The sequence below is a fragment of the Pseudomonas sp. SM4 genome (assembly GCF_051913165.1).
In the GTDB taxonomy this organism is placed as follows: domain Bacteria; phylum Pseudomonadota; class Gammaproteobacteria; order Pseudomonadales; family Pseudomonadaceae; genus Aquipseudomonas.
In genome coordinates, this window is record NZ_JBODOE010000001.1 from 632,317 (window position 1) to 648,795 (window position 16,479).

At 59.2% G+C, this 16,479-nt stretch carries 16 protein-coding genes; 7 read left to right on the forward strand and 9 right to left on the reverse strand.

The genetic code is table 11. The annotated features are described in order from the left end of the window. Positions 1-64 precede the first annotated feature (64 nt). The 4 genes from ACQ4MY_RS02900 (at position 65) to pdxH (ending at position 5,759) form a co-directional block, all read left to right on the forward strand. Positions 65-2,536, forward strand: coding sequence for a beta-agarase (locus tag ACQ4MY_RS02900; RefSeq protein WP_440093601.1), 2,472 nt, complete (start codon positions 65-67; stop codon positions 2,534-2,536). A gap of 191 nt (positions 2,537-2,727) precedes the next feature. Next, on the forward strand, positions 2,728-3,873 hold the full coding sequence (locus tag ACQ4MY_RS02905; RefSeq protein WP_440093602.1) for a serine hydrolase domain-containing protein: 1,146 nt from the start codon (positions 2,728-2,730) through the stop codon (positions 3,871-3,873). A 113-nt stretch (positions 3,874-3,986) separates the two neighbouring features. Further along, positions 3,987-5,087: an OmpA family protein gene (locus ACQ4MY_RS02910; RefSeq protein ID WP_440093604.1), complete on the forward strand. Its 1,101-nt coding sequence runs from the start codon at positions 3,987-3,989 to the stop codon at positions 5,085-5,087. A 24-nt stretch (positions 5,088-5,111) separates the two neighbouring features. Further along, a complete protein-coding gene (gene pdxH / locus ACQ4MY_RS02915; RefSeq protein ID WP_440093606.1) occupies positions 5,112-5,759 on the forward strand; it encodes a pyridoxamine 5'-phosphate oxidase in 648 nt (215 codons plus the stop codon). 5 nt (positions 5,760-5,764) lie between these two features. Here the strand turns inward: pdxH and ACQ4MY_RS02920 are convergent, their stop codons facing one another. Then, positions 5,765-6,001: a hypothetical protein gene (locus ACQ4MY_RS02920; RefSeq protein ID WP_440093607.1), complete on the reverse strand. Its 237-nt coding sequence runs from the start codon at positions 5,999-6,001 to the stop codon at positions 5,765-5,767. Positions 6,002-6,180: 179 nt separating this feature from the next. On the opposite strand from ACQ4MY_RS02920, the gene ACQ4MY_RS02925 reads away from it, so the two are divergent. After that, on the forward strand, positions 6,181-6,645 hold the full coding sequence (locus ACQ4MY_RS02925; protein ID WP_008086349.1) for a glycine zipper 2TM domain-containing protein: 465 nt from the start codon (positions 6,181-6,183) through the stop codon (positions 6,643-6,645). A 75-nt stretch (positions 6,646-6,720) separates the two neighbouring features. Here the strand turns inward: ACQ4MY_RS02925 and ACQ4MY_RS02930 are convergent, their stop codons facing one another. The 5 genes from ACQ4MY_RS02930 to nhaA all read right to left on the reverse strand — a co-directional run bounded on the left by ACQ4MY_RS02930 (position 6,721) and on the right by nhaA (position 10,685). Continuing rightward, positions 6,721-6,972 (reverse strand): pyocin S6 family toxin immunity protein, encoded by a 252-nt coding sequence (locus ACQ4MY_RS02930; RefSeq protein WP_440093609.1) that lies wholly within the window; start codon positions 6,970-6,972, stop codon positions 6,721-6,723. Positions 6,973-6,982: 10 nt separating this feature from the next. Continuing rightward, on the reverse strand, positions 6,983-8,176 hold the full coding sequence (locus ACQ4MY_RS02935; RefSeq protein ID WP_440093611.1) for an S-type pyocin domain-containing protein: 1,194 nt from the start codon (positions 8,174-8,176) through the stop codon (positions 6,983-6,985). 192 nt (positions 8,177-8,368) lie between these two features. Next, a complete protein-coding gene (locus ACQ4MY_RS02940) occupies positions 8,369-9,109 on the reverse strand; it encodes a zeta toxin family protein (protein ID WP_008086342.1) in 741 nt (246 codons plus the stop codon). Beyond that, the gene (locus ACQ4MY_RS02945) at positions 9,106-9,375 is read right to left on the reverse strand and encodes a hypothetical protein (protein ID WP_158832028.1); all 270 of its coding nucleotides are present in this window, start codon (positions 9,373-9,375) and stop codon (positions 9,106-9,108) included. The genes ACQ4MY_RS02940 and ACQ4MY_RS02945 overlap by 4 nt, the downstream gene beginning before the upstream one ends. 122 nt (positions 9,376-9,497) lie before the next feature. After that, positions 9,498-10,685, reverse strand: coding sequence for a Na+/H+ antiporter NhaA (nhaA, locus tag ACQ4MY_RS02950; protein ID WP_008086339.1), 1,188 nt, complete (start codon positions 10,683-10,685; stop codon positions 9,498-9,500). Between the two features lie 252 nt (positions 10,686-10,937). Here nhaA and ACQ4MY_RS02955 point away from each other — a divergent pair, with 252 nt between their 5' ends. Next, complete coding sequence (locus ACQ4MY_RS02955) at positions 10,938-12,032, forward strand: PLP-dependent cysteine synthase family protein (protein ID WP_440093612.1); 1,095 nt, start codon at positions 10,938-10,940, stop codon at positions 12,030-12,032. A gap of 115 nt (positions 12,033-12,147) precedes the next feature. Here the strand turns inward: ACQ4MY_RS02955 and ACQ4MY_RS02960 are convergent, their stop codons facing one another. Next, positions 12,148-13,761 (reverse strand): NAD(P)/FAD-dependent oxidoreductase, encoded by a 1,614-nt coding sequence (locus ACQ4MY_RS02960; protein ID WP_440093613.1) that lies wholly within the window; start codon positions 13,759-13,761, stop codon positions 12,148-12,150. Positions 13,762-13,858: 97 nt separating this feature from the next. Further along, the gene (locus ACQ4MY_RS02965) at positions 13,859-14,512 is read right to left on the reverse strand and encodes a COG3650 family protein (RefSeq protein WP_008086332.1); all 654 of its coding nucleotides are present in this window, start codon (positions 14,510-14,512) and stop codon (positions 13,859-13,861) included. 144 nt (positions 14,513-14,656) lie between these two features. On the opposite strand from ACQ4MY_RS02965, the gene ACQ4MY_RS02970 reads away from it, so the two are divergent. Next, entirely contained in the window at positions 14,657-15,760 is a 1,104-nt protein-coding gene (locus ACQ4MY_RS02970) for an acyltransferase family protein (protein WP_440093615.1), read from the forward strand. 23 nt (positions 15,761-15,783) lie between these two features. On the opposite strand, the gene ACQ4MY_RS02975 is transcribed toward ACQ4MY_RS02970, so the two are convergent. After that, on the reverse strand, positions 15,784-16,383 hold the full coding sequence (locus tag ACQ4MY_RS02975; protein ID WP_008086329.1) for a short chain dehydrogenase: 600 nt from the start codon (positions 16,381-16,383) through the stop codon (positions 15,784-15,786). Positions 16,384-16,479 lie beyond the last annotated feature (96 nt).

Sequence of the window (16,479 nt, forward strand, 5' to 3'; positions counted from 1 at the left end):
GTCTATCTCTCTGCCATCGCTTTTCCATTGGCCTCAGTTGGTCGTTAGGGAGAACTCCGTTCTTATGATTCGCCGTTCGTTGCCTGCCGTTTTCGCCTTGATCTTCGCTGCGCCGTTGCTCGCAGCGCCAGCCGGTCAGCAGACCCTGTTCAACTTTGTGCGTCCGGCCGACGTGGTAAAGATCGCCACAGAAAACGCCGATTTGCCGCAAGCCAATGCCGAACAGACGGCTGAAGGCGAAGTGCTGCGCCGGGTAACCTTCAATCCGGTGGCCCGCCCGACTTTACGCCTGACCCCGCAAACCGGTGCCTGGGATTGGTCGCAGTCGGGGATGATGACCCTGCGCTTGCAGAGCGCGATGAACTGGGCTGTCACCGTTTACGTGCAAATCCAGAGCAATGACGGCCGCACGCTGGTCAGCCGCGTCGATCTGCCGGCAGGTCCTGCGCAGACGTTGCTGGTGCCACTGGTGGCGACTGCACCGTTGAGCCAGGGCATGAAGGCCGGCCCGCCGATGCCGATGACCGTCGATGGCCAGCGGATTTTGCTGGCCAGCAGCAGCGGTGAGATTGATCGCAGCCAGGTGGTCTCGGTGAGCTTGTCGATGGATCAGCCGAAAGTCGCCCAGAGCTTGCTGCTCGAGCGTTTCGGTGTGCAGGACGGCGACTCGGTGACCCAGGCTGTTTATGGCAATCTGGTCGACGCCTACGGGCAATCGACCCGCAGCAAATGGCCGGAAAAAGTCGCCAATGACGAACAGCTGAAATCCGCCGCCGCCAAGGAACAGCAACAGCTGAAAACCTGGCTGGCCGAACGCGAGAAGTCCTCGCTGGACAAGTTCGGTGGCTGGAACAAAGGCCCGGCATTCAAGGCCAGTGGCTTCTTCCGCACGGAAAAGCGTGATGGTCGCTGGTATCTGGTGACGCCGGAAGGGCACCCGTTCTACTCCCTTGGCGTCAACACCGTCAGCCCGGACGTCAATCAGACCTACGTGGCCGGTCGCGAGTACATGTTCGAATCGCTGCCAAAAGCTGACGAGCCCTTGGCCAGACATTTTGGCGAAGGCGATAACCGTGGCGGCAACGGCGCCGATCAGGGCCGTGGCTACGGTAATGGGCGTTGGTATGACTTCTACGGCGCCAACTTGCAGCGTGTGTACGGCGAACCGTGCAAAGCGGACAGCGAAAGCAAATCCGGCGTTGCTGAAGCGGCGAAAGCTGAAGCGGCTGAAACCGCCGCCGCCAAGGCATCAGAAGCTGCCGCTGTACCGGCCGAGCCGAAGTCTGGCGTCGCCGAAGCCGCCAAGACTGAAACCGTGCAAGTGGCCAGCGAAAAGACTTCCGCGCCGTGTAAAGCAACAATTGATGAGTCGCAGTGGGCCAACCACACGCTTGATCGCCTGCAAGCCTGGGGCTTCAACACGGTCGGCAACTGGAGCGCGCCTGAGCTGGGCGATGCCGAGCGGGTGCCGTACACCTTGCCGCTGTCGATCGTTGGTGACTACACCAGCATCAGCACCGGCAGCGACTGGTGGGGCGGCATGCCCGATCCGTTCGACCCGCGTTTCGCCATGGCCACCGAGCGCGCCGTGGCCATTGCTGCCCGCGATCACCGTGACGATCCGTGGCTGATCGGCTATTACGCCGACAACGAATTGGCTTGGGCCGGTCCCGGCGCTGACCCGAAATCGCGTTACGCGTTGGCCTACGGCACGCTGAAAATGACCACCGACGTGCCGGCCAAGCGTGCCTTCCTCAAGCAACTGCGCGACAAGTACCGCAATCAGGCCGGGTTATCGAAGGCTTGGGGCATTGACCTGCCGGCGTGGGAATTGATGGAAGACCCAGGCTTCGAACCACCATTGCCGAACCCGGAACACCCGGAAATCGAAGCCGACTTCAAATATTTCCAGAAGGTCTTCGCTGACACGTACTTCAAGACCATTTCCGACTCGCTGAAATGGCACGCGCCAAACCAGATGCTTTTGGGCGGCCGATTCGCCATCAGCACTCCGGAAGCCGTGGCGTCCTGCGCGCAGTACTGCGATGTGCTGAGTTTCAACATGTACACGCTCAAGCCACAGGATGGTTATGACTTTGCCGCGCTGGGTGCCTTGGACAAACCGGTGTTGATTACCGAGTTCAACTTCGGCTCCGCTGATCGCGGCCCGTTCTGGGGCGGCGTGACGCAACTGAGCAAAGAAGAAGATCGTGGCCCGGCCTACGCCAATTTCCTCAAGCAGGCCTTGAGCGAGCCTTCGATTGTCGGCGTGCACTGGTTCCAGTATCTGGATCAACCGGTGACCGGGCGTCTGCTCGATGGCGAGAATGGTCATTTCGGCTTGGTCGGGGTGACGGATCTGCCGTATCAGGGCTTTGTCGAGACCGTGCGTAAAAGCAATTTGCAGGCGGTTGATCAGTTAGCTCAGCAAGTGCAGAAAGCCCCTGTGCACGAAGCCGAAGGCGGCCGCAAAGGTGAGGCCGGCAAGGGCGCGGGGGCAGGGCATGCGGGTGGGCATTCGGGGAATGGTCATTAAGGTTTGAAACGCTAAAAGATCGCAGCCTTCGGCAGCTCCTACAAAGGAACGCAATCCCATGTAGGAGCTGCCGCAGGCTGCGATCTTTTGATTTGGCTTTTTAACCGTCTGGCCCGCAGCTGTTCCCAAATCCCTCAAGGGCTGGAACAATGCGGGCCACTTTGTAGAGCGTTTTCGCGGGGGAGTTGCGGGTGCAGATTCAGGGACATTACGAGCTTCAATTTGAAGCGGTGCGCGAGGCTTTCGCAGCACTGTTCGACGATCCCCAGGAACGCGGCGCAGCCTTGTGCATTCAGATCGGTGGAGAAACCGTCCTCGACCTCTGGTCCGGTACCGCCGACAAGGACGGCGCCGAGGCCTGGCACAGCGACACCATCGCCAACCTGTTCTCCTGCACCAAAACCTTTACCGCTGTCACCGCGCTGCAACTGGTCGCCGAAGGCAAGTTGCAACTCGATGTTCCGGTCTCTCGCTATTGGCCGGAATTCGCCGCTGCCGGCAAGGAATCCGTGACCCTGCGCCAATTGCTCTGCCACCAGGCCGGCTTGCCGGCGCTGCGTGAATTGCTCGCCCCCGAAGCCCTTTACGACTGGCAAACCATGGTCGACGCCCTCGCGGCCGAAGCCCCGTGGTGGACGCCTGGCACCGGTCACGGTTACGCCGCGATCACTTACGGCTGGCTGGTCGGCGAATTGCTGCGCCGCGCCGATGGTCGTGGCCCGGGTGAGTCCATCGTTGCCCGCGTGGCGAAACCGTTGGGCCTGGATTTCCACGTTGGCCTGGCCGACGAAGAATTCCATCGCGTGGCGCACATCGCGCGCGGCAAAGGCAATGCCGGCGATGCTGCCGCTCAGCGCCTGCTGCAAGTGACGATGCGCGAACCCAGCGCGATGACCACCCGTGCTTTCACCAATCCGCCGTCGGTGCTCACCAGCACCAACAAACCGGAATGGCGACGCATGCAGCAACCGGCGGCCAACGGCCACGGTAACGCGCGTAGCCTCGCCGGTTTCTACGCCGGTTTGCTCGACGGCAGCCTGCTCGAAAGCGACATGCTCGAAGAGCTGACCCGCGAACACAGCCTCGGTGAAGACAAAACATTGCTGACCCGCACCCGTTTTGGTTTGGGCTGCATGCTCGATCAACCGAACGTGGCCAACGCCACTTACGGCCTCGGCCCACGGGCGTTTGGTCATCCGGGCGCCGGCGGTTCCATCGGTTTTGCTGACCCTGAGCATGATGTCGCCTTCGGATTCGTGACAAACACCCTTGGGCCGTACGTTTTGATGGACCCGCGCGCGCAGAAGCTTGCGCGGGTACTTGCCACTTGTCTGTAAAGCGTCAATAGAGGCTCCAGGGTCGGAACCTCGACTGGTTTTTCGATTCAAATCGACTGTTTATCCGGGCGAAAGTGCTCTGATTTTTCATTACTTCATTTTGTGGATTTTCAATGTCATCTAAAAAGACCCTCGCCCTGGCCCTGTGTGTAGCGATCACCGGTTGCGCACAGACCCCGAAAAACGATGCGGACGGCGGCAGTTGGTGGCCGTTCGGTTCTTCCGACACTGTAGCCGCTAAAGAGCCGGCTCCTGCACCTTTGAAGCCAGCTGCCACTGCCCCGGTCGCCAAAACCGAAAGCAGCAGCCCTTGGTACTGGCCGTTCGGTTCCGATGATGAAGCGGCCAAGGCTGACATGAAGGCTGAAGTCGCACCGGAAGCCAAGAAACCGGTTGCCGTGGCCAAGGCTGACGCCGACACCGGTAGCAAGTGGTGGTGGCCGTTCGGTGGCAAGGATCAGCCGACCACCAAAGCCGTGCCGATGCCGGACCCGAAAGTGACCCAGGCGTGGCTGGATGACTACGAGCCGCGTCTGCGTGAAGCGGTCAAGGACAGCAACCTGCAACTCGAACGCCGTGAAAACGTGCTGGTCGTGACCGCTCCGGTGGAAGGCTCGTTCAACCCGGATCGTCCGGCGATGCTGCTGCCGGTCACCCTCGGCCCGTTCACCCGTGTGGCGAAAATCCTTGAAGCCGACCCGAAAACTGCCGTTCTGGTATTGGGCCACAGTGACTCCAGCGGTGCCGCTCCGGCCAACATCAAATTGAGCCAGGAACGTGCCCAGGCCATTGCGGCGATTTTCCGCCTCAGCGGTTTGCAGCGTGATCGCCTGATGCTGCGTGGCATGGGTTCCGAAGCGCCGCGTGCGGCCAACGACAGCGTTGAAGGCCGTGCCCTGAACCGTCGCGTCGAACTGTTGGTAACCCCGCAAAACACCATGGTCGCGCTGCTGAGCAAGTACAACATGCCAGCGCCGAAGCCAGTGACCATGGTCGCCGCGCAAGACGTCAAGCCAGTGGCCAAACCGGTGACCCCGGCCCCCGCTGCGAAAAAAGCGGCTGTGCCTGCCGTGAAAAAGGCTCCGGCCAAGAAAGCCGCTGCCAAGGCTCCCGCCAAAAAAGCCCCGGCGAAGGCTCCAGCGAAGAAAACCACGCCAGCCAAAGCCGCCGCGACCGACAAGAAAGTCGCCGCTACCGATACCACCAAGAAGTGATCCGCTAACGAAAAGGAATGCGCCATGACCCAGGCTCTGGCAGATATGCGTCGTGATTACACCCGGGACGGTTTGACCGAGGCGCAAGCCCCGGCCGAGCCATTTGCGCTGTTCCACCAGTGGTTCGCCGACGCGGTGAAAACCGAACAGGCGCCGGTGGAAGCCAACGCCATGACCCTGGCCACGGTGGATGCGGACGGCCGTCCGCATTGCCGCATTCTGCTGCTCAAAGGCCTGGACGAGCAGGGTTTCACCTTCTTCACCAACTACGAGAGTGCCAAGGGCCAACACCTGGCCGCCAACCCTTTTGCTGCCATGACCTTCTTCTGGCCGACCCTCGAGCGCCAGGTGCGCATCGAAGGCCGGGTGGTGAAGGTCACGCCCGAGGAGTCCGATGCCTATTACCAGGTGCGTCCGTTGGGCAGCCGTCTCGGCGCCTGGGCTTCACCGCAGAGCCGGGTGATCAACGGGCGCGGTGAACTGGCGGATTTGCTCAAGGCGACCGAACAGCGCTTTTCCGATACTCAGCCCGACTGCCCGCAACATTGGGGCGGTTATCGCTTGCTGCCTGAGCGCATCGAATTCTGGCAGGGCCGTCCGAGCCGTCTGCACGATCGCCTCAACTACCGTGTGCAGGGCGCTGACTGGATTCTTGAACGTCTGGCACCCTGAGCAGTCTACCGAGCGGGATAGCCTGCCGCAGCGGCCTCAAGCCACTGCGGCAGATCCCGGCGCTTGATCTTCTGCGCCTGAGCGTTCGCCAACTGCTCGAGCATGAAGGCCCATTTGCCCTCATCCTTGCCGGCCAGCGACAGCGCCAGGTCGCGATCCATCCAGCGTTTGATCCGCACGTACAACCACCCATGGAAGTACAAACCGGCGGCAGTGGTGACGACGATGATCAAGTAATCCATGAAAATCCTTGGTGTCGGTGGCGCAGAATCTGGAATTTGGCGCTACTGTAGGGGCTTCTATAGGGAAAAGTGCAGGCGTCTGTACCTCGCCTGAATGAAAGCCAATTTGTCCGGGCTGCGTCGTGACAGGCGTCAAGCCACGGAGTTTAATGAATATATGTTCCTTTGGAGTTGATGCTATGCGTAAGTCTGTTCTGCTGGTTGCTTCCTTTTCCACGATGGCGATGTTGCTTACCGGCTGCCAATCGAGCCTGACCGGTGACTCCTACTCCCGTGACGAAGCGCGTCGCGTGCAGACGATTCGCATGGGCACCATCGAATCCCTGCGACCGGTCAAAATCGAAGGCACCAAAACCCCGATCGGTGGCATCGCCGGTGCAGCAGTGGGTGGCGTCGGCGGCAGCGCCATCGGTGGCGGCAAGGGCAGCATTGTTGCTGCGGTCATCGGTGCAGTGGCGGGTGGTTTGATCGGTTCGGCCACAGAAGAAGGCCTGACCCGCACGCAAGGTGTGGAAATCACCGTGCGTGAAGACGACGGCAGCATGCGTGCCTATGTGCAGCAGGTTCAGGAGAACGAAGTGTTCCGCGTTGGCGAGCGCGTGCGCATCTCCACCGTTGGCGGGACCAGCCGCGTTTCGCACTAAGCGGGATGCAGGGTAAAGAAAACCCCGATCAGGTGACTGGTCGGGGTTTTTCTTTATTGCTTCCAATTCGTTAGTTCAGTAGTCAGCACAGGTGCCCATGAAAAACTCCAAACCCTTAGGGAGGCTAACTTTGAGAAGAGTTTGCAGCGCTGTGACTTGATCTGTAGTCAATAATAGCTCTCCGGGTTCCAATTCATTCAGGGGCTTAGACTCAACGAGCTGTGCAACTTTTTCGTTCATCTCGCTATCTTTGATATACAACTCGAATTGCAAAGAGTCATCTTGAGCATCATCAGGGTAAAAGCCGGTTATCGAAAGGTAGCGCATGTCTCAATCCTTAATTTCTAGAAGTTCTTCTGTCCGGCTCTGCAGGCCCGGTCTGTTCACCCGTCAGGTGATTGAACTCGCCTAAATGAGTCGTTCCCAACTTGTCGTATTTTTCCACAGCGTTACTTTTGTAATCCCATTCATAGATTCGACCTTTGCGGTCTACCCACCGTGCTCGCTGCTTTCCACCACCTTTCACCGAAGATTTCGACTTTACTCTAACTGCGTCAGGGAAGGCCGGTAGTGTCTCTGGGTGGCCGTAGTAGACATGGTCGCGAGCCCGGCTTAAAACGATGTAAATTGGCCGAATCCCCGAATGCGCTGGAAAAACCAAAATGAAGTCCCGGTACTCAGGCGGATAAACCGGATTGACCAGAATCCCGTCCGCAGCCTTCGTCGGCGGATAAACCCAGATATGCGGTGCTTGCGGTGCAGCCTCCAGCGCAGGAATGCCGAGGATGTCCGAGCCATCCACAGCAGGTGTCCAGATCAGTTCTACGCCTTCACCAAGATCGGCAATAAACTCGCTGCCCCGCGCGCTGAATTGCACGACATCAACCATTTCCCAATCGCGATGTTTGCCGGTGTAGAAGCCGTAGCCCTTCAAGCTTCCATCAGCCTGTTGCTCGACTCTCAACCGGACACGAGTTCGCGCCTGTTGAAGGCCGCGCAATTGCTCCTCGGTATACAGCGCGCTGTCACCAAGGCTCGATGGCATGAACAGCGCCACCAGACCCACCAATGGCGTAATTACTGCGGTGGATACAATTGCGGGCAGAGCTTTGAAAGCCGAACCTGCCAGCGCAAAACTGCCAAATCCTGGAGGGATGGCCGTTGCACCGATTTTCTTGAGATGAACTGCACCGCTTTCATCGGCTTCGCGGGCACCGAGCAGGATGAGATCGCCGTAATCCTTCAGGCTGTCGGTCGGCACCATCCCCGAGGGACTCGAGTAGTCGATGATTGCATCCGGCAAGTTGCAGGACTTGGCGAATACGCAGCCGGCACGCTCGGGGTTGGCTTTTTTGACCGCCGCCTCACAGCTACGCTCGAAAGCCTCCTGCCGCGCCAACATAGCGTCGTAAGCATTTTGTCTGGCGTCGCGCGCGGCCAATTCGCTGGCTTTCATGAAGCGGTGGGTGACGTGATGCCCGTCGCCTTGCGGTGGGTTGGGAACCCGGGGAATGTCCTTGTTGCCAGCCACTGATCGTCCTTTCGCTCATCCATCGACAGCCCTTTGCAAAGGGCTGGGCAACGTTAACGAAGCAGGAAAGTTGTGGCTGTAGGACGCGTCTCTAAAGACGTGGGGATTGTTCGACGCAAGACTGCTGGCGCTTTGCTGAAGAGCAAGACTATAAAAGAGTCAGAAGATTGGGGAGAGATTCGCGTCCATCACTTACAGCAACTTATCGAGTACGAACTCTTTGAACCATGGCGGCTGGGTGTCTGATTTAATTTCAATCAGTTCGCCATCAGTGATCTCCGCTATTTGCGTCAGGCCTTCACTGCCTTCATCCGAGTTGTCGAAAATATAGGCCCGGTTCGAGGTCAAGATAGCTTCAGACAAGAGCTCAAGAGATCTCCAGTACCGCGCTTGTATTTTTTCAGGAGGAACGCTGTGCCCGCCTTGGGATACTCGATAGGCAACCCTGGCAATATTGATCTGAGGATCGGCTGTCGCGACGTAGTAAACGTAAACCCGGTAACCGGACTGATGGGCCTCGGCGAGCAGGCTGACTTTGTCAGAGGAGGACATGACTGTTTCAAAGGTAAAACTGATGCGTTCTTTGATCAGTGATCTACGTATAAAGTCGGAAAGGGCGGATGCAACGTATGAGTCGATTTCAGTATTGGAAAAGCTGAGGCGTTCGCCATCAATCGTAAGGGCATCGAGCTTTGCTAGTGAATGTGGGGATTTCTTTAGTAGGGCATGTTCACGGAAGAAGTCGAAAATGTCTTCCTTGTGAGCCTCGATGCGATAGGAGGTGAAATCAAAGTAGCCCGTATCTTTGATTGCTCGCTCGATGTCATCAGGATTTATGTAGTTGCCCAGCAAATGCGCGGGAACCAGTCGATTGAAGGTGCTTTTACCTGAGCCGTTCGGGCCCGCGAATATTCGTATCCTCGGTGTGCTCAAGAAGTGGCCTGTTTTGAGGATTTGTTGATGTGCAGGCGAGTGCCGCTTTTCAGATTTCCATAGGTGCCGATTGAGCGCAAAGCAATAGATGTCTTCTCGGTCACTTCAAACAGCTGACCATCTTTGGCAACGAGAACCGCAGCGCCGTTGGCGAGCGCCATTTTATAAGCGTTGCTGAATGCCTTCAGAGCAATGTCCGGAATACGCGATTCCTGTACGGAAATCTGATCGTCCGTCATTGGGCGTTTTTCTGCTTTACGTGACATGGATGACTCCAGAAGCGGTGCTGAGAAGGTGCGGCTGTCAACGAAAGATATAGCACACTTGCAAGGTTCAGAGCCAAGCCCCTCTGGATAGAAGGGCTCTGCCTTTTGTAGAAATATGCGTATCAGGCGTTTTGCAGAGCATTGCGGCGACTCGCCGCCGCCGTCACCGCATAACCAATCAACGCCGCCAGAATCGAGCCGGTCAGAATGCCCATCCGATCCATCCCGGCGTAGTCGCTCACGCCCGGTTCAAAGGCCAGCGAACCGACGAACAGGCTCATGGTGAAGCCGATCCCGCAGAGAATTGCCACGCCCATGACCTGACCCCAGTTGGCGCCTTGGGGCAGGGCGGCGATGCCGACCTTGACCGCCAGCCAGGTCAGGCCGAACACGCCGACGGTCTTGCCCAGCAGCAGGCCCACCGCGATGCCCATCGGCACGTGGTGAGTGAAGCTTTCCACGGTCACGCCGCTCAACGACAGGCCGGCGTTGGCGAAGGCGAACAGCGGCAGGATGCCGTAGGCCACCCACGGGTGCAGCGCATGTTCGAGGGTCAGCAGCGGCGAAGGCTCGGCGTTTTTCGTACGCAGCGGGATGCAGAAGGCCAGGGTCACGCCCGCCAGCGTCGCATGCACGCCGCTCTTGAGAACGCAGACCCAGAGGATCAATCCAATGATCATGTACGGCCCGAGCTTGACCACCCCGAGCCGGTTCATCGCCACCAGCGCCGCGATGCACGCCGCCGCCAGGCCCAGCGACAGGGTTGAGAGTTCGCCGGAGTAGAAGATCGCGATGATCACGATGGCGCCGAGGTCATCGATGATCGCCAGGGTCATCAGGAACAGCTTCAGTGACACCGGGACACGCTTGCCGAGCAACGCCAGTACGCCTAGGGCGAAGGCGATGTCGGTGGCGGTCGGGATCGCCCAGCCGCTCAGCGCCGCCGGGTTGTCACGGTTGAGAAACCAGTAGATCAGCGCCGGCACCAGCATGCCGCCGATCGCCGCCGCGCCGGGCAGGACGATCTGCGAGGGCTTGGACAGCTGACCGTCGAGCACCTCGCGCTTCACTTCCAGGCCGATGAGCAGGAAGAACATCGCCATCAGACCGTCGTTGATCCACAGCAGCAGGGGTTTGGCGATTTTCAACGCACCGATCTGCGCCACCACGGGGGTGTCGAGCAGGCCGGTGTACAGCCACGACAGCGGCGAGTTGTTGATAATCAGGGCCAGGATGGCTGCGGCGATCAATAACAGACCGCTGGCAGCTTCCAACTGAAAGAAACGCGTGAAAGTGCTACGCAGAGGCAAGGTCGCTCTCCATCGAATCGTCAAAAAGGTGGGACACCCTAACCCGTACTGTTAGTTGTTAAAACAAAAGTTATATTCTTTTTTGTTATATGGCGTTACAACGCGGCTGAGCCCCGGCCACGCTGAGCCTAGCAGTTGCCCGACACATTGAGACGCAGCTGTATCTGTGCGTGAAGGAGGATTTTTCCTAAGCTGGTGAGCAAGCCTTTCGAACAGATAGACCACCTGCCCGATTCAACGAGAACCATCACCATGAGCGACAACCGACAGTGGGCCCGCGAAGCCATCCGCATCATCGAAGCGGATTTTCAGCGCAGCGCCGACACCCATCTGATTCCATTGCCGCTGCCAGGTTTTGCCGGCATCGAGTTGTATTTCAAGGATGAGTCCAGCCATCCGACCGGCAGCCTCAAACATCGGCTGGCACGTTCGCTGTTTCTCTATGCGTTGTGTAACGGCTGGCTTAAACCCGGCGCGCCGGTGATCGAAGCGTCCAGCGGCTCGACGGCAATTTCCGAAGCCTATTTCGCGCGGATGCTCGGTTTGCCGTTCATTGCGGTGATGCCGGCAACCACCTCGAAAGAGAAGATCGCGCAGATTGCGTTCTACGGTGGCCAGAGTCATCTGGTGCAAGATCCGACGCAGATCTACGCCGAATCCGAACGTCTGGCGCGTGAGCATGGTGGCCATTTCATCGACCAGTTCACCTACGCCGAACGTGCCACCGACTGGCGCGCGAACAACAACATCGCCGAGTCGATCTTTCAGCAGATGCGTTACGAGCAGCACCCGGAACCGAGCTGGTTGATTTCCAGCCCCGGCACCGGCGGCACCACCGCGACCCTCGGCCGTTACGTGCGCTATCGCCAGCATTGCACCCGCGTGTTGTGCGCCGACGCCGAGCGCTCGGTGTTCTTCGATTACTACCAGAGCGGTGACGCGAGTTTGCGCCTGGATTGCGGTTCACGCATTGAGGGCATTGGCCGGCCACGGGTGGAGGCGTCGTTCCTGCCCAAGGTAATTGATGCGATGGTCAAGGTGCCGGATGCCTTGTCGCTGGCGGCCATGCATTATCTGGCGCAGCGTCTGGGGCGGCACGTCGGCGGGTCGAGCGGGACTAATCTGATCGGCGCGTTGATGGCGGCGCAGCAGATGAAAGCGGCGGGGGAGTCGGGGTCGATCGTGGCGATTCTGTGCGATGGCGGCGAGCGGTATGCCGACACGTATTACGATCAGGATTGGCTGCAAGCGCAGGGCTATGAGCTGAGTGGGTTGATCGAAGCCGTGACAGCGAGTGCCGAGCGCGGTGAACCGCTGCCGACCTCAGTCCTGCGCGCCAATATCTGACACACCGAAATCAACTGTAGGAGTGAGCCTGCTCGCGATGGCGGAATAACATTCAACATTGATGTTGAATGGACTACCGCTATCGCGAGCAGGCTCACTCCTACACGTTTTTGTGTCAGTCAGTCAGACCTAGGATATCGCGCGCCACGGCTTCGGCAATGCGAATCCCGTCAACACCCGCCGACAGAATCCCGCCCGCATAACCGGCGCCTTCACCGGCGGGGAACAAGCCCTTGACGTTCATGCTCTGCAGCGTCTCGTTACGCGTAATGCGCAGCGGCGACGAGGTGCGCGTCTCGATCCCGGTCAGCACCGCATCGTGCAGCGAATACCCGCGAATCTGCTTCTCGAATGCCGGCAACGCCTCGCGGATGGCCTCAATGGCAAAGTCCGGCAACGCCAGGGCGAGGTCGCCCAGCGCGACGCCCGGTTTGTACGACGGCTCGACTTCGCCCAGTTCGGTCGAAGGAATGTCATTGATGAAGTCGCCGACCAGTTGCGCCGGCGCCTTGTAATCGCTGCCACCCAGAATGAACGCGTGGGATTCCAGACGTTCCTGCAACTCGATCCCTGCCAGCGGGCCGCCCGGATAATCGACTTCCGGGGTAATACCGACAACGATGCCGGAGTTGGCGTTGCGCTCGTTACGCGAGTACTGACTCATGCCGTTGGTGACCACGCGGTTCGGCTCGGAGGTCGCCGCGACCACGGTGCCGCCCGGGCACATGCAGAAGCTGTAGACCGAACGGCCGTTCTTGGCGTGGTGCACCAGTTTGTAGTCGGCGGCACCGAGTTTCGGGTGGCCGGCGTATTTGCCCAGACGCGCACGGTCGATCAGCGATTGCGGGTGTTCGATGCGGAAACCCACCGAGAACGGCTTGGCTTCCATGAACACGCCACGGCTGTGGAGCATGCGGAAAGTGTCGCGGGCGCTGTGGCCGAGGGCCAGAACCACGTGTTTCGAATGCAGGGTTTCGCCGCTGGCCAGCTCGACGCCGACCAGTTGGCCGTCTTCGATCAGCACGTCGGTGACGCGTTCCTGGAAGCGCACTTCGCCGCCCAGTTCGCGGATCTGCTCGCGCATGTTTTCAACCATGCCGGTCAGGCGGAACGTACCGATGTGCGGTTTGCTGACGTAGAGGATTTCTTCCGGCGCGCCGGCCTTGACGAACTCGTGCAGGACTTTGCGGCCAAGGAACTTCGGATCCTTGATCTGGCTGTACAGCTTGCCGTCGGAGAACGTGCCCGCGCCGCCTTCGCCGAACTGCACGTTGGATTCTGGGTTGAGTACGCTTTTACGCCACAGGCCCCAGGTGTCTTTGGTGCGCTGGCGGACTTCGGTGCCGCGTTCGAGGACGATCGGCTTGAAACCCATTTGTGCCAGCAACAGGCCGGCGAAGATCCCGCACGGGCCGAAACCGACAACGATCGGGCGCTGGCTCAGCTCGCTTGGCGCCTGGCCAACAAATTTGTAGCTGACATCCGGCGCCACGTTGACGTTACGGTCGTCGGCGAACTTGCCCAACACCGTGGCCTCGTCGCGCACTTCGAGGTCGATGGTGTAGATGAAGCACAGTTCGGAGGACTTTTTGCGCGCATCGTAGCTGCGCTTGAACAAGGTGAAATCGAGCAGATCATCGCTGGCGATGCCCAGGCGCTGCACGATGGCAGGGCGCAGGTCTTCTTCGGGATGGTCGATTGGCAGCTTGAGTTCAGTGATTCGTAACATGGCGAGGATCCGGGTTCGCGGGGCGCACAACTGCGCCAGGGCGTTTGAAGGCCGCGATTATAAGCCGCAAAGGCCGGATCCGGTGAGGCTAAAACGCTCAGTCGTTGCGCGATCCGCCGAAATACCCGCAACCGCGCTGCACTTGGCCGTCGATGCGCAACTCGGCGCTCATGTGCTGCACGCTGCCGGTGTTGCTGTCGACGCAGCGCTGCGGCGCGACCCACAATTCGATGCGCTGGTTGTTGGCTTCACTGCTGAGGTTGAAGCGGCCGTCGCCCAGTTGCTCTTCAACATAAGGCACGGCGAGTGGCGGCTGGCCTTCACGGTCGATGACCATGCCTTTGCCGCTGACCTTGACGTTCCACTCCGGGCCATGGCCGGTCGCGCGCAGGATCAGCAGTTTGAAATTCGGATCATCGCAGGCCGTACCGGAGCGCTCGACGCGGTACAGCTGCGTCAGATCGAGGCGATCACCGGCGACTTTGCCGCGAACATCGGCAAACAGTTTGCCCTGCTCATCGGCGAGGGTCGCGGCCTCTTGCAGGACGCTGGTGCCGCCGATGTCATTGACCACCAGTTGGCGCTGATCCTGACACGGCTGAAACACCAGTTTGCCGTCAGCGGCGGTCAGTTGCCCCTGCATCCGTGTCTGCCCGACGTGCGAGGCACTTTCACGCTGGCCATCGAACAATTGGCAGGCGGCAAACAATGGCAGCAAGGCAACCAGGACTAACGAACGGGCAACACGCATCTTCGACTCTCCAGACAAGTGCCGCCACGTTACTGAGGGTGGGCGGTGATCACAAGGCTTGCGTGGCCGATGCCTGCCTACGCTTGAGTTGAGCACCGGGCCACAGCATAGTGGCGCACCTGTCCAGCAGCGGGCTCATCAGACATGCAGCAAAACTCTTCGGTGTTTCCTCAACGACTGCATGCGCTGGACGCATTGCGCGGCCTCGCGGCGCTGGCCGTGGTGTTCTGGCACTGGCAACACTTCTTTTTCCTCGGCGCAGTGCCCGGTCCGTTACTGCGCGAGGAACAACCGTTTTACAGTGTTTTTTCGCTGTTCTACCGCCATGGCGGCGATGCCGTTTCGCTGTTTTTCAGTCTTTCCGGATTTGTGTTTTTCTGGTTGTTTGCGCGTGCCCTCGCGCAGCGCGAATTGAGCGCCAAACAGTTTTTCATTGATCGGTTCAGCCGGATTTACCCATTGCATCTGGTGACATTTGTTGTCGTCGCAGTGCTGCAAAAGATCTACAGCGCCTACACCGGTAACGCATTTGTTTATCCTTTCAACGATGCGTATCACGCGTTGTTGAATGTGCTTCTGGCGCCCGCGTGGGGGTTCGAGCACGGTTGGTCGTTCAATGGGCCGGTCTGGTCTGTCTCGGTGGAAGTGCTGTTGTACGGCGCATTTTTTCTGTTGTGGCGTTATGCGCCTGCGCCGCTAGTCATCAGCGTCGGTCTGGTGGTCAGCGCCGCGTGGATATTTCCCGCGCATTACAAAATCGCCCTGGGTGTGATCGGATTTTTCGGCGGTGGCTTGGCCTACTGCGGGGTGGCCGCGTTGTTGCGGCGGTTTGCCGAGCGCTGGGTGGGAGTGAGTCTGACGCTCGTCTGCGCGGCAGGCTGGTGGTTGTTCGACGATGCAACCCAATCGGCACTGATCAAATTTGCCGTACTGTTTCCGCTGTCCGTCGCCTGCGTGGCGGCCTGTCACTCATGGCTGGAACCGTTGGCCAGGCGTCTGTCCTGGCTTGGCGACATCAGTTACGCCACCTATTTACTGCATTTCCCGCTGCAAATTTCTGCGGCGTTGCTGGCCGACAAATTCTTCCATGGGCGCGAGGTGTTTTATCAACCGTGGAGTTTTTTGCTGTTTTTCACGGTGTTGATCGGCGCCAGCCTGCTTTGCCATCGTCTGTTCGAGCGACCGCTGCAGCGCTGGCTTCGACAGCGCGCCGGTGGGTACGCCAAGCAACTTGAACCCGCTCGCTGACCCACCTCGTTGCAGTAGACGGCTCAGTTCACATGAAACGTCTGACCGGTTTGCAGGCCTTCGACACTTTTCGCGTAGGCCAACGCCACATCTGCCGCAGCAACTGGCTTATAGCCACGGAAGTACGGCGCATATTTGCCCATCGCTTCCAGCAACACGGTCGGACTGACCGAATTCACCCGCAGGCCGCGCGGTAACTCAATGGCGGCCGCCCGCACAAAACTGTCCAGCGCACCGTTGACCAGCGCCGCCGACGCACCGCTGCGGATCGGATCATGACTGAGCACGCCCGTGGTGAAGGTGAACGAAGCGCCATCATTGGCGAATTCGCGGCCGATCAACAGCAGGTTGACCTGGCCCATCAGCTTGTCCTTGAGGCCGAGGGCGAAGCTGTCTCCAGTCATCTCGCCGAGCGGCGCGAAGGTCACGTTACCGGCAGCGCAGATCAGCGCGTCGAATTTGCCGGTCTGTTCGAACAATTGGCGGATCGATGCGCTGTCGCTGATATCGACATTGAGATCACCGCTGTTGCGACCGATGCGAATGATTTCGTGACGTTGCGAGAGCTCTTTGTCCACGGCTGAACCAATGGTGCCGCCAGCGCCTATCAATAGAATTTTCATCGAGCTGTACCTCAAGTGATTGAACGAGGACTCAGTCTAGAGTGGTTTTTTCTGCGGATAAGCGCACTAATAGGCAACCTTTGGTTTTCAAATGGA

Coding starts and splice junctions, on each gene's coding strand:
- ACQ4MY_RS02900 (WP_440093601.1), top strand. CDS start 65: ATGATTCGCCGTTCGTTGCCTGCCGTTTTCGCCTTGATCTTCGCTGCG.
- ACQ4MY_RS02910 (WP_440093604.1), top strand. CDS start 3,987: ATGTCATCTAAAAAGACCCTCGCCCTGGCCCTGTGTGTAGCGATCACC.
- pdxH (WP_440093606.1), top strand. CDS start 5,112: ATGACCCAGGCTCTGGCAGATATGCGTCGTGATTACACCCGGGACGGT.
- ACQ4MY_RS02920 (WP_440093607.1), bottom strand. CDS start 6,001: ATGGATTACTTGATCATCGTCGTCACCACTGCCGCCGGTTTGTACTTC.
- ACQ4MY_RS02925 (WP_008086349.1), top strand. CDS start 6,181: ATGCGTAAGTCTGTTCTGCTGGTTGCTTCCTTTTCCACGATGGCGATG.
- ACQ4MY_RS02930 (WP_440093609.1), bottom strand. CDS start 6,972: ATGCGCTACCTTTCGATAACCGGCTTTTACCCTGATGATGCTCAAGAT.
- ACQ4MY_RS02945 (WP_158832028.1), bottom strand. CDS start 9,375: ATGTCACGTAAAGCAGAAAAACGCCCAATGACGGACGATCAGATTTCC.
- ACQ4MY_RS02955 (WP_440093612.1), top strand. CDS start 10,938: ATGAGCGACAACCGACAGTGGGCCCGCGAAGCCATCCGCATCATCGAA.
- ACQ4MY_RS02960 (WP_440093613.1), bottom strand. CDS start 13,761: ATGTTACGAATCACTGAACTCAAGCTGCCAATCGACCATCCCGAAGAA.
- ACQ4MY_RS02965 (WP_008086332.1), bottom strand. CDS start 14,512: ATGCGTGTTGCCCGTTCGTTAGTCCTGGTTGCCTTGCTGCCATTGTTT.
- ACQ4MY_RS02970 (WP_440093615.1), top strand. CDS start 14,657: ATGCAGCAAAACTCTTCGGTGTTTCCTCAACGACTGCATGCGCTGGAC.
- ACQ4MY_RS02975 (WP_008086329.1), bottom strand. CDS start 16,383: ATGAAAATTCTATTGATAGGCGCTGGCGGCACCATTGGTTCAGCCGTG.